The following is a 12997-nucleotide window of genomic DNA, read 5'->3' on the forward strand; positions in this document are numbered from 1 at the left end:
TTTTAAGTCGGCTCTCAGACCGACAATCAGCCCTCCAATCAGCCCGACAATCAGCCCAATAATCAGCCCTCCAATCAGCCCTCCAATCAGCCCGACAATCAGCGCCCACTTTAAACCCAGGCGTAATTCGCGCTTGATTCCCTGCCAAGATAAATCGAGGGCTTCTGTTAATTGAATGGAGGTGTGATCCAAAATCAGCCCGAAAATTAGCCCAACAATCAGCCCGATAATTAGCCCGAAAATTAGCCCGACAATCAGCCCGATAATTAGCCCGAAAATTAGCCCGACAATCAGCCCGATAATCAGGCGATAGTGTCGGTATTGCCGCGCATTTTCTAGCCAGGTGGGTTGCAAGGATTCAATTAAAAACTCCCGTTGATTAATCCCTTCTTTGCCCATACTCGCCGCTAACCAAGCCAGATAATGCCTCGGATCTTTATCTTTCTCCTTATAATCATCTAGTTGGGGCAGTTTTTTCGCCAAAAATGCATCAAAAAGCTGTTTTTGACAAGCCGCAATATCTTCCAGTGCATCCCCTGGCAACCGTTCCGGGTAACGGTAAGCAATGGGCATCAGATTCAAGAGCATGGGATTCTTGGCCAATTGCTTCCATTCTGGATGAGTCCCTAAGTCTTCCCAGAGATGGGAGGCTTTACGTTGGTCTAGATAATGCTGAATTTGCTCATCTGTTAATTGGCGCAATCTTACCGCTCGGTCAAGTTTGCGGAACCGCAGGCGACAGTTGGGTTCAGTTTCCGTCTCTGTAGTCGTGCTTTCATAATCTTTAACCCGGCAACAAATAACTAAGAATTTTTGCTGCTGCTGATAATTATCTTGTAACTGCTCAATGGCATGAATAGCTTTTTTCATCCTCTCTTGTCCTAGCTCATCCAAACCATCGAGCAAGGGCATAATCCGGTCTGTTGACAGCCACTGACGACAAAGTTCAGGCTTTAAGCCATACATCTCTGCCATCTGTTCTACCATCCAATCGAGGATTTTCTCCTCGCGCCAGGTGGACAGCTCAAAAATCACCGGGATGGGTTTCTCTGGGTTCTGGGCAGCCTTTTTTGCCAAGGTTTGGGCGACTCTGAGCAGTTTGGTGGTTTTGCCGCTTCCGGGTTCTCCTAAAATCAGTAACCGTTGACTCCGAGACGGTTGAGATGGAGTAACGGGTTGATCTAAGTCTATGGGAGAATCATCCCAATCCAGAGGAATATAACCGTCTTGATAGAGATTGCCTTTGAGTCGCTCTCTAATCTTTTCCTGATTTCCTTGAGCGAACTTTTGCCATAACTCCTCGCTACTGTTCTCTTTTTCGTTTAATAATTCTGGCCCGACAACAACAACAGCCGCAAATATCAACGCAGCAATAATCAGCATGATAGGCGGCACATCTTTGAGCAGGTCTTCTAAGGCAGGAAGTTGATTGACCAAATAGGGATACAAAACGAACGCTAGAGCGACAAAGGCCAAGCGCACATAGCGAGAGAGGCGACCCTTTGAGGACATTTCGATTCAAAGTTAACAATGGGGGGGTTAATGATTATTGTAGCAGGGGGAAAGAAACCGGGTTTTTGGGTTATGGAATGCCCTCTCCCTTTCATGTCCGCTTTGCGGAAAATCCCTCTCCCACTGGGAGAGGGACTTTTCCGCTAAATCATCTATAACAAGTCATTGCGAATGGAACGGAGTGGAATGAAGCAATCTCGATTATCTCGCGAATTGTAGCGATTGCTTCCCTGCGGTCGCAATGACAACTGTTTAATCAGACTTGATATTACGGAGGTTAACTCGGGGGGCAAAGAAACCCGGTTTCTGAATCATTGCTCCTTGTGAGATAATAGTAAGTTGGTCTAAATGGGAGCAATACAGAATGCAACTGTCACAAATGCTGTTTAATACGCTGCGAGATGACCCAGCAGAAGCAGAAATTCCCAGCCATAAGTTATTGGTTCGGGCAGGATATATTCGTCGAATTGGTAGCGGACTCTATGCTTATCTTCCCCTAATGTGGCGAGTTTTGCAAAAAGTCACCCAAATTGTACGTGAGGAAATGAATGCTACGGGGGCCCAGGAATGCTTGCTGCCCCAACTGCAACCGTCGGATCTATGGCAAGAGTCGGGACGCTGGGAAACCTATACGAAAGCCGAAGGTATTATGTTTGCGTTGCAGGATCGGCAAAAGCGGGAGTTGGGGTTAGGGCCAACCCATGAGGAGGTGATTACGGCGATCGCCCGTGATATGATTCGCTCGTATCGGCAACTACCGATTCATCTGTATCAAATTCAAACCAAGTTCCGCGATGAAATTCGTCCCCGATTTGGCCTGATGCGGGGTCGGGAATTTATTATGAAGGATGGCTACTCGTTTCATACTAACCGGGACAGTTTGAAACAGACGTACCAGGATATGGATCGAGCCTATCGGAATATGCTGCGGCGATGTGGTCTGAAATTCCAGCCGGTACAAGCGGACTCTGGAGCCATTGGGGGTGGGGTTTCCCAGGAGTTTATGGTGTTGGCTGAGGCTGGAGAAGATGAGGTTCTCTACACGGAAGATAGCCAATATGCAGCCAATGTGGAAAAGGCGGTTTCTCTTCCCGCAGAAGCTCAACCTTCTCCGTTGACAGAGTATAAAAAAGTAGAAACGCCGAATACAAATACCATTGCCACACTTTGCGAGGCGCTCGGTTGTGATGCCACCAATACGGTGAAAAATGTGCTGTATCAAACCATTTATGATAGTGGAATGACGGTTTTGGTGCTAGTGAGTATTCGCGGCGATCAAGATGTGAATGAGGTGAAACTCTCTAATGAGTTAACTGCTTTGGCTCCAGAATACGGCGCGAAGGCTATTTTGGCGCTCACCGTTCCCGATCCAGAAGCACAGAGCAAATGGGCTGCTAAACCTCTGCCGTTGGGTTATATCGATCCGGGTTTAGGAGATGAATATATTACTCAACAAGAGAATTTAGCGCCCAAGTTTTTGCGGTTGGTGGATAAAACGGCGGTAGAGTTGCAAAATTTTGCTACCGGAGCTAATGAGACGGGCTATCATATGATGGGCGCAAATTGGGGAGAGCAGTTTGTTTTACCCGATCGCATTGTGGATGTGCGTACCGCTAAAGCTGGCGATCGCGCCGTTCACGACCCGACACAAATATTACAAACCGCCAGGGGCATTGAAGTTGGTCATATTTTCCAGTTGGGAACCAAGTATTCTGAAGCTATGAATGCCACGTTTACCAGCGAACAGGGAGAAGAATTACCCTGTTATATGGGATGTTATGGGGTTGGAGTCTCTCGCCTAGCCCAAGCAGCGGTAGAGCAGTCCTATGATAAAAATGGCATCATTTGGCCGGTAGCGATCGCTCCCTATACTGTCATTATCTGTGTTCCCAATATTACTGATAGTCAACAGATGGAAGTTGCCGAAAAGCTCTATCAAGACCTGCAACAAGCTGGAATTGAAGTCTTACTCGATGACCGAAATGAGCGAGCTGGAGTAAAATTCAAAGATGCGGATTTAATCGGCATTCCCTATCGTTTGGTAACCGGCAGAGCAATCAAATCCGGTAAAGTTGAATGTGTAGAACGGGCAACCCTCGCTTCTGAAGAAGTAGCTATAGACGAAGTCATTTCGGTTCTCCAAAAGCATATTCAAACCGCTTTAAACGCCTAAAAATCACATAAGTGGGACATTTTCAAATGGGCACAGTACCATAGAGCAAGTTCGTCATTAGCTCAATGAAGAATTTCCTGGACTGTGCCTAATTTGGGCTAAGGAAAGGGCAAAACCTAGTATTCCCTATACTCTATTCCCTATTCCCTAATGGAACGCAGAGAACTGATTCAATTTATCGCTTTTATCCTTTTACCCGGGATATTATTTGCCTTACTCGATGGTTTAACTTCTGGTCTTTTTGCAGGACTGGCAGGGGCGATAATGGGCTTTTCTTATACTTATCCGGCTTTAGGACTTTGGGCCTTTTTGATCTATATGCCCTTTGCTGGAACAGTTACCCATACGATCGCCAACAGTAACCCCCTATTTCACTTAGTCAAAGATTTATTTTATATCCCTGCTCTAATCTCGATTTTGATCCACAAGCGCGACTATCTTAAACCCTTTTGGCAAAAAATAAAACCTCTATATATTCCCCTAATCACTTTAGTCTCGATCGCATTAGTTCACTTTTTTTGGATTGGCATTATTCGTGAAAGCTTCAATCCCACTCTAGGGAATCAAATGCTCATGGGAATTGTGGGTCTCAAGACCCTGTTAAGCTATATCCCCTTAATGATTTGTGCTTATTATTTGATTGATGGTAAAGAAGAATTATCATTTTTTCTGAGACTGCACACTGTTTTAATCTTAATTTGTTGTGCCCTAGGGTTTATTCAATATTTACTGCTAACCAAAGGTATTTGTCCAGGAAGTAGACCCCTTTCAGGAGAATCTCTATATCGCGCCAGCTTACAAGCTCGTTGCTTTATCGGTGGAGCAGTTTTATATAATCCAAATGCCGGATTAGTTCGATTACCCGGTACATTTGTTGCCCCTTGGCAATGGGGGTGGTTTCTGATTTCTGGTCTGTTTTTCTTATTTACTACTGATGTTGTAAACCCTCAAAAAAGATGGAAATATATCAGTGTATTTAGCACAGGATTGCTGATTATAATGGCTGTATTTTCCGGTCAAAGAATTGCTCTAGCATTAGTCCCAATTATCTTTATGATTTTACAGCTCCTAACGACCTCGAAGAAAAAACAATTGCCTTTAAAATGGGGGGCGGCACTTGTCGCCAGTGCCGTCATTATTCAAACCGTCAATCGGGTGGAGCAACGCATAGACAGCTTAGTGGATCGCTGGACAGTTTCCCCTCCCCTAGATTTTATGCGAGATCAATGGCAATCGGTTTGGAGTCAGCAAGAAGGGATTTTGGGAAACGGTATTGGTGCGGCAACAAATGCAGCACGAAAATTTGCTCCGACTCGATTAATTGAAACATTCCATGCTAAGGTACTTTATGAAATTGGCCCTTTAGGGTTACTGGCTTTTTTGGTGGTGGTTTCTATCTTGGTTTTTTTAACCTATAAAGCTTATCGTTCACTGCAGAACCCTAGCTGGCAAAAAATAGCGGTCTGTTTCTGGATTTTTATTCTGATTGTGAGCTATTTTCCTTATTATTATCCCCTAGATGTCGATCCGGTAGCAGTGTATTATTGGTTTATTGCAGGACTCTTACTCAAATTACCGGAAATAGAGACTTCTTCAACATCTCTCTAACATACAATCCATCAGTTTTTGGACTTATGCATCAATCCTTTCAGTTTTCTATACAAGCCCAATGCTCCCAGACTCAAGCGAGAGCAGCTACCTTTTTGACTCCCCACGGAAAAGTAGAAACTCCTAGATTTATGCCTGTTGGCACGTTAGCAACGGTAAAAGCACTAACACCTGCACAACTCAAAGGGACAGGCGCTCAAATGGTTTTAGCAAATACTTATCATTTGCACCTACAACCGGGAGACGATTTAATTGCTCGCGCTGGTGGTTTGCATCGGTTTATGGGATGGGATGGGCCAATGTTAACGGATTCTGGAGGATTTCAGGTTTTTAGTTTAGCTAGCTTGCGAACCATTCAGGAAGAGGGGGTAAAATTTCGATCGCCCAGAGATGGACGGATTATCAATCTTACCCCAGAAAAGGCGATCGCCATCCAAAATCAGCTTGGTGCAGATGTAATCATGGCGTTTGACGAATGTCCTCCCTATCCCGCCTCCAAAGAAGCCGTTGTCGCTGCCACAGAGCGCACCTATCGATGGCTAAAACGCTGCATAGCGGCCCATAATCGCTCCGATCAGGCGTTATTTGGTATTGTTCAGGGGGGAGTATATGCTGACTTGAGAACCGCTGCAGCCGAGCAATTAGTAGACCTTAATTTACCCGGTTATGCTATTGGTGGCGTGAGTGTGGGGGAACCGGGAGATCTGATTAACCAAATTGTAAAGGTGACTGCTCCCCTCCTTCCTGTGGGCAAACCCCGCTATCTCATGGGAGTGGGAACCTATCAAGAAATGGTACAGGCGATTGCTGCTGGCATCGATCTATTTGATTGTGTCATTCCCACCCGGTTAGCCCGTCATGGGGCAGTATTCGTGCGAGGAGAGCGCTGGAATATTAAAAATGCCCAATTTCGAGAAGATTTTGCTCCCCTTGATGCTGAATGCCCCTGTTATACCTGTCAAAATTTTAGCCGTGCGTATTTGGGGCATTTATGGCGCTGTCGCGAACTGTTAGTGTATACGCTCCTATCGATCCACAATATTACGGAACTGGTGCGTTTTACCGCACGCATTCGAGAGGCTATTTTAGGCGATCGCTTCCTCACCGAATTTGGTCATTACCTTGCCCCTCCTACAGAGCAATGAGTACCATTAGAAATACAACCCTTGTCAAAACCTCTTTATGCCTCCTCTCTCGTGGAAGAAGGGGTTAGGGGAGAGGGCTATACCTTACGAGATCGTCTCTAATCTCCTCAACTATAAATTATCCAGAAATGATACGATTTGTCATCAGCATACTCTAAGGTTGATTATTTTATCAACTTAATAAACCTTTACAAATCCTTAACCTTGAGTAGAGTTACCGTAACTAGAGATACAACAAAATTGCAGAGGATGAGTGAATAATCATCATTCACGATTGAGGAGGATTGCCTGTGAATGCAGCCGAACAAGCAAAAAACTTTGAAGTCGCCAGCCAAATAGCTACCGTCATCAACCTGTTGAAGTCCCAGTTTCCGGATGCGCGGGTGGATATGAAGCCTTGGATGAACGATCCGTGTACCCAAGAACTCGTCGATCCTGACTCCATCGATCTGGGCTTCCATTTTCCCGGATTTAGTCGGTCTTTCCAAAGTCGTTCCGTGCTGATCCAGATTCGCTTTCATCACGATCGCCTAGACAACGCTTATCGGGCGATCGGCATTGAGGCAACTGGATACAGCCACAAAGGGCAACAATGGCGATTCTCCACCGTTGAGAATTGGCACTTTGAGGGCGAAACCCAACCGAATCCAGACACCGCAAGCAAGTTGAAGCACTTTTGCCGTCAAACCTTAGCACTGTTCAATCGCGGCGATCGCACAGCATAAAAACCCATCATCGTAGCAAGATGAAAGTTTGATTTCCTAAAATCCCAAAAATATCTTAATATTGTCTCAAGACTGGATTTGTCATTAGACAACTTGCTGATAACCATAACCATCTTAGGAGGACAAGTATAGTATGGCCCTCGTACCCATGCGACTTCTGCTCGATCACGCAGCCGAAAACAACTACGGTATCCCAGCATATAACGTAAACAACATGGAGCAAATCCTGGCCATCATGCAAGCTGCTGATGAAGCCGATAGCCCCGTAATTCTGCAAGCTTCTCGTGGTGCTAGAAAATATGCAGGTGAGAACTTCCTCCGTCACCTGATTCAAGCCGCAGTTGAAAGCTATCCCCATATTCCCATTGCTATGCACCAAGACCATGGGAATGCTCCTGATACTTGCTATACCGCTATGCGCTATGGTTTCACGAGCGTCATGATGGATGGTTCCTTAGAAGCTGATGCCAAAACTCCTGCCAGCTTTGAGTACAACGTTAACGTTACTGCTGAAGTCGTTAAAGTTGCTCACTCCATTGGGGTTAGCGTTGAAGGAGAACTCGGTTGCTTAGGTTCTCTGGAAACTGGACAAGGTGACAAAGAAGATGGTCATGGGTTTGAAGGAACGCTCTCTCACGATCAATTGTTAACCGATCCTGACGAAGCCGTTCAATTTGTAGAACAAACTCAAGTAGACGCTTTAGCTGTTGCGATTGGAACCAGTCATGGTGCTTACAAATTCACCCGCAAACCTACTGGTGAAATCCTAGCAATCAGCCGTATTGAAGAAATCCATAAGCGCCTGCCTAACACCCACTTGGTTATGCATGGATCTTCCTCTGTACCTGAAGATTTAATTGCCATCATCAACCAGTATGGTGGTAGCATCCCTGAAACCTACGGCGTACCTGTTGAAGAAATTCAGAAAGGAATCAAGAGCGGTGTGCGTAAAGTTAATATCGACACCGACAACCGGTTAGCGATTACTGCTGCTATCCGCGAAGCGGCATCTAAAGATCCTTCTAACTTCGATCCTCGCCACTTTATGAAGCCTTCTATCAAGTACATGAAAGAAGTTTGCTTGGATCGTTATCAACAGTTCTGGACTGCCGGTAATGCCAGCAAGATCAAACAAGAAACCTTAGATGTTTATGCCGTTAAATATGGCAAAGGTGAATTAAACGCAACCACCAAACAAGTAGCTGCTGTTTGATTTTTCTTGAGTATTTGCTCTTCGTTTGTTCCTAACTGTTCACTGATATTATGGATGGGGATGAATCTTCGGGTTCATCCCTTTTATTTGATGTTTAGTCCTTTTAATTAAGGATGGGACATAGGTTGTAGGAGAGAACGGTTGTTCGCCCCTACCGGTTGCGTACTTAAACCTTGAAATTGGCGGTAATGCGACTCATGGCTTCCTCCACATTTTCCCGACTGTTAAATGCCGAGATCCGGAAGTAACCTTCTCCAGCAGCACCAAATCCCGATCCAGGAGTCCCCACGACATAGCACAAGTTGAGCAATTTGTCAAAAAAGTCCCAACTCGAGAGTCCTTGGGGGGTTTTTACCCAAATATAGGGCGCATGAACTCCACCATAAACGGTTAATCCAGCATTCGAGAGCTTTTGACGGATAATTTGGGCATTTTCCAGGTAAAACTTGATTAAGCCTTGAACTTGACTTTGTCCTTCTGGAGAGTAAACCGCTTCTGCTCCACGCTGCACCAGATAGGAAACGCCGTTAAATTTGGTGGATTGGCGACGATTCCACAGTTGATGTAGGGTGACTTCTGCACCATCGGACGCGGTGACTTTTAAGCTTTTGGGAACGACGGTATAGGCACATCGAGTTCCTGTAAATCCCGCATTCTTGGAGAAAGAACGAAACTCGATCGCACATTCCCTTGCGCCTTCGATTTCATAAATAGAATGGGGCAGTTCTGGATCGGTAATAAAGGCTTCATAGGCAGCATCAAAGAGAATCACGGAACCATTGGCTCTAGCGTAATCTACCCAAGCTTTCAGGTCAGCCTTAGATGCAGTTGCCCCCGTGGGATTATTGGGGAAACAGAGATAAATTAGATCTACGGGGCGATCGGGAATTTTGGCAGTAAAGTGATTCTCGGCTGTGATAGGCAGATAGAATAAGCCTTCATATTCGCCCTTATCATTAACTGGCCCGGTATGACCTGCCATGACATTAGTATCAACATATACTGGATAGACAGGGTCGGTAACAGCAATGGTATTACCCTTGCCGAAAATATCCAAAATATTGCCTGTATCGCACTTACCACCATCGGAGACAAAGATTTCCGATGCATCAATCTTGCATCCCCGTGCTTGGAAATCCTGACTCGCAATCTTTTCCCGTAACCAAGCATACCCTTGTTCTGGGCCATATCCCTTAAATGTAGCCCGATCTCCCATGTCCTCCACCGCCTTAATCATCGCTGTGCGGCAAGCTTCGGGTAAAGGCTCCGTGACATCTCCAATTCCGAGCTTAATAATGGGAGCATCCGGATTAGACTCAGTAAACACTCTCACCCGTCGGGCAATCTCTGGAAATAAATAACCCGCCTTCAATTTGAGATAATTTTCGTTAATCGTGACCATTGTGGCTTTATTGAGACTCTTTCTATCAGCTTAGGCGTAAACTGGTATCATAGGAAGAGCTGCGATCGCCAGTAATGAGTAGATGAGCTAGTCATCTTTGAGTTGGGTGAAGGTAGTGTCGAGTCGGGTAGGTTAACATTGAGGGATAACCCACCCCCACAGATTATGCTTTCTTTAGCCAGCTAAACATAGCTCGTAGGTCTTTCCCCACCTCTTCGATGGGATGTTCAGCTTCTTGACGACGCATGGCGATAAATCCGGCTTTACCCGATTGATTTTCTAACACAAATTCACGGGCAAACTGACCGCTTTGAATTTCTTGGAGGATTTTCTTCATTTCAGCGCGGGTTTCGTCGGTGATAATCCGATGACCGCGAGTATAATCGCCATATTCAGCCGTATTGGAGATACTATCACGCATTTGGGCCAAGCCACCTTCGACCACCAAGTCTACAATTAACTTGACTTCGTGGAGGCATTCAAAATAGGCTAATTCTGGCTGATATCCTGCCGCTACCAGAGTTTCAAAGCCGCTCTTAATTAGGGCACTTAAACCACCGCAGAGGACCGCTTGCTCGCCGAATAAGTCAGTTTCGGTTTCTTCACGGAACGTGGTTTCCAGGATACCCGCACGAGTTCCACCAATACCTTTAGCATAGGCCATGGCGCGATCGCGAGCTTGTCCCGTTGCATCTTGATAAACCGCAAATAAACAGGGAACCCCTTCCCCTTGTTCATAAGTTCGCCGCACCAAATGTCCTGGCCCCTTTGGCGCTACCATAATCACATCCACATTCTCTGGGGGAACCACTTGACCAAAGTGGATATTAAAACCATGAGCAAACGCTAAAACATTACCTTCACTCAGGTTAGGGGCAATTTCATTCTGATAAACCGTCTTTTGTACCTCATCTGGCAGTAAAATCATAATCAGGTCTGCTGCTTTTGCGGTATCAGCAACAGGTTTAACCGTTAACCCGGCAGCTTCTGCTTTAGCTGTTGACTTACTCCCTTCATACAACCCAACAATCACATTAACCCCGCTCTCTTTTAAATTCAGCGCATGGGCATGTCCTTGGGAACCATAGCCAATAATGGCAACAGTTTTACCGTTGAGTAAATCTAAGTTAGCATCCGCGTCGTAGTACATCCGGGCCATAATAACGATTCTCCTTAGTGATTGATTTGTATTTTATGCCAGTCTTTTATCATAGCGCGTTGTGGGGAAAATGGGAAGGGGAGTCGGGATGGGAATATTCACGACTCATTTAGGTTTGCTATAGATCGATTTTTAATTTTTAATTGATATTAGTAGTTCCACAATACATCTAGAGGACATTGAAAGTCTGGTAAAAGGGGACTGGTTAGCGTATCCTGCTCAAATAGGGTGGCTACTTTTTCTAAATTTCCTTGGTTACGACGATAGATTTCTATTTCTCGTTGCTGATAATTAACAATCCAATATTCTTGCACTCCTTCCACAGAATAGAGCTTTAACTTCGTTTCTTTGTCTCGCTTTTTGTCCTTCTCAGATTTCGATAATACCTCAATTACCAACTCTGGCGCACCCGTCAAGTGTCCCGAATCATCTAAAAGTTGGGTCAGACGTTCGCGGGATATCCAAACTACATCAGGAATCACATTATCACTATCGGAAAAAATAACTCCGGGACAAAATACAGCTTTTCCTAAACGAGTCTGTCTTGACCAAATTCTCAGTTCAGTACAAATGGCACTGGCAATATCTTGGTGATATAAATGGGGCGATTTGGTCATGAATAGGTCTCCATCAATAATCTCATACCTTGTACCATTGTCGGGGAATCCTTCTAAATCATCAATTGTCCAACGGACGGCTTTTAGTTCTGATGAAATCATAGTTACACTCAGCCTCTAGAGAGTTGCCAGGGATGGGGTGGGGTTAGTCTATGTTAATCCATTATAATGACTGCCTCAAAAAGAGGTATGGTAAGGCTGTTAGATATAAGTTCTCAAGGCTTTATGACACAACAGACGCAACTGTACGAAGGGAAAGCCAAAATCGTCTATTCCACTGATGATGCGGATATCCTTCTGACTTACTTTAAGGACGATGCGACGGCGTTTAATGCGCAAAAACGAGGCACGATCGCGGGTAAGGGACAGATTAATTGTGCTATTTCCCGTCATTTATTCCAAATGCTGGAAGCGCAGGGTATTCCCACCCACTATGTTGACTGTCCTTCGGAGCGGGAAATGCGGGTGAAAGCGGTTACGATTGTGCCGATTGAGGCGATCGTGCGTAACCTAGCTGCGGGGAGTCTCTGTAAACAAACGGGTTTAGCTTTGGGAACCCAAATCGATCCGCCTCTGGTAGAATACTGCTATAAGAATGATAGTTTGGGCGATCCTCTGCTGACTCGCGATCGCCTCCTCCTGTTGCAACTCGCTACACCCGAAGAACTCGACCAAATTCGGCAAATGTCCAGGGACATTAATCGCTACCTGAGTAACTTTTTCCAGGAGTGTGGCATTATCTTGGTTGATTTTAAGCTGGAATTCGGGCGCGATCGCCAAAATAACATTATCCTAGCTGACGAAATTAGTCCAGACACCTGTCGCTTATGGAAACAGGATGAAACTGACCCCCAAGCACGTATCCTAGATAAAGACCGCTTTAGACAAGATTTAGGCGATGTTGAATCGGCCTATGAGCAAGTGCTAGAGAGAGTTTTAGGCCAGCCAAAATGAAAATACTCCTTCAGAAGTGTTAAGTTAAGGGGTTGATTGAGGTGTTTTGGCTGAAGTTGTAGGATTTCATGAATCCCGATACCTAACTCAACAGCCCAATCAACTCTTCAATGTGGTGTGTGGAAGTTTACGGAACGTGAAAACAATGCGCTTGTCTCCTGTCTGGTTAACTCTGTTAACAAGTTCGGCAACTCTCGGTTTTGTCGATGCTGTCCAAGGCCAAATTTTAGACTCTACTGCGGAAACGGTAGCCCCCTCTCCTGATATACCAAACAAGGAGAGCCATCAGCAGTTAGTGCAAATAATGGCACAATCGATGAAACAGTCTATCCCCCTTATCCATCAGTCTTTAGGGGTTACTTCTTCCAAATCTTTACCAGAAAAATTGGCTTTTACCCCATTTTCTGGAGTACAGGAAAATGCGGTAACTGAGGATAAGACATTAGCTTTTACCTCACTTCCTGAACCACAACAGCTATCGGACAATTC

General features: G+C 45.3%; 11 protein-coding genes. 7 read left to right on the plus strand and 4 right to left on the minus strand.

Going from position 1 to position 12997, the window contains the following annotated elements; translation table 11 throughout:
* The coding region (locus AC3A14_RS17260) for an NACHT domain-containing protein (RefSeq protein ID WP_487779081.1) at positions 1 to 1512 on the minus strand (1512 nt) is incomplete at its 3' end.
* A gap of 364 nt (positions 1513 to 1876) precedes the next feature.
* Between AC3A14_RS17260 and proS the strand changes: the two genes are divergently transcribed.
* From proS to fba, 5 genes are all read left to right on the plus strand, one after another.
* Positions 1877 to 3685 carry a proline--tRNA ligase gene (gene proS, locus AC3A14_RS17265; RefSeq protein ID WP_487779082.1) on the plus strand — a complete coding sequence of 603 codons (1809 nt, stop codon included), beginning with the start codon at positions 1877 to 1879 and terminating at the stop codon, positions 3683 to 3685.
* Between the two features lie 150 nt (positions 3686 to 3835).
* Positions 3836 to 5293: a hypothetical protein gene (locus AC3A14_RS17270; protein ID WP_318735440.1), complete on the plus strand. Its 1458-nt coding sequence runs from the start codon at positions 3836 to 3838 to the stop codon at positions 5291 to 5293.
* Between the two features lie 26 nt (positions 5294 to 5319).
* On the plus strand, positions 5320 to 6438 hold the full coding sequence (tgt, locus tag AC3A14_RS17275) for a tRNA guanosine(34) transglycosylase Tgt (RefSeq protein WP_318735437.1): 1119 nt from the start codon (positions 5320 to 5322) through the stop codon (positions 6436 to 6438).
* Positions 6439 to 6728: 290 nt separating this feature from the next.
* Positions 6729 to 7163, plus strand: coding sequence for a hypothetical protein (locus AC3A14_RS17280; RefSeq protein WP_318719752.1), 435 nt, complete (start codon positions 6729 to 6731; stop codon positions 7161 to 7163).
* 133 nt (positions 7164 to 7296) lie between these two features.
* Complete coding sequence (gene fba / locus AC3A14_RS17285) at positions 7297 to 8376, plus strand: class II fructose-bisphosphate aldolase (protein WP_271937726.1); 1080 nt, start codon at positions 7297 to 7299, stop codon at positions 8374 to 8376.
* A gap of 166 nt (positions 8377 to 8542) precedes the next feature.
* On the opposite strand, the gene AC3A14_RS17290 is transcribed toward fba, so the two are convergent.
* The 3 genes from AC3A14_RS17290 to AC3A14_RS17300 all read right to left on the minus strand — a co-directional run bounded on the left by AC3A14_RS17290 (position 8543) and on the right by AC3A14_RS17300 (position 11656).
* Positions 8543 to 9778, minus strand: coding sequence for an LL-diaminopimelate aminotransferase (locus AC3A14_RS17290; protein ID WP_318735434.1), 1236 nt, complete (start codon positions 9776 to 9778; stop codon positions 8543 to 8545).
* A 163-nt stretch (positions 9779 to 9941) separates the two neighbouring features.
* Entirely contained in the window at positions 9942 to 10937 is a 996-nt protein-coding gene (gene ilvC, locus AC3A14_RS17295) for a ketol-acid reductoisomerase (protein WP_318735429.1), read from the minus strand.
* Between the two features lie 149 nt (positions 10938 to 11086).
* Complete coding sequence (locus AC3A14_RS17300) at positions 11087 to 11656, minus strand: Uma2 family endonuclease (RefSeq protein WP_318735425.1); 570 nt, start codon at positions 11654 to 11656, stop codon at positions 11087 to 11089.
* A 123-nt stretch (positions 11657 to 11779) separates the two neighbouring features.
* Here AC3A14_RS17300 and purC point away from each other — a divergent pair, with 123 nt between their 5' ends.
* Positions 11780 to 12508 carry a phosphoribosylaminoimidazolesuccinocarboxamide synthase gene (gene purC / locus AC3A14_RS17305; protein WP_318735422.1) on the plus strand — a complete coding sequence of 243 codons (729 nt, stop codon included), beginning with the start codon at positions 11780 to 11782 and terminating at the stop codon, positions 12506 to 12508.
* 46 nt (positions 12509 to 12554) lie between these two features.
* The coding region (locus tag AC3A14_RS17310) for a hypothetical protein (protein WP_487779083.1) at positions 12555 to 12997 on the plus strand (443 nt) is incomplete at its 3' end.

The organism is Roseofilum sp., assembly GCF_982964205.1.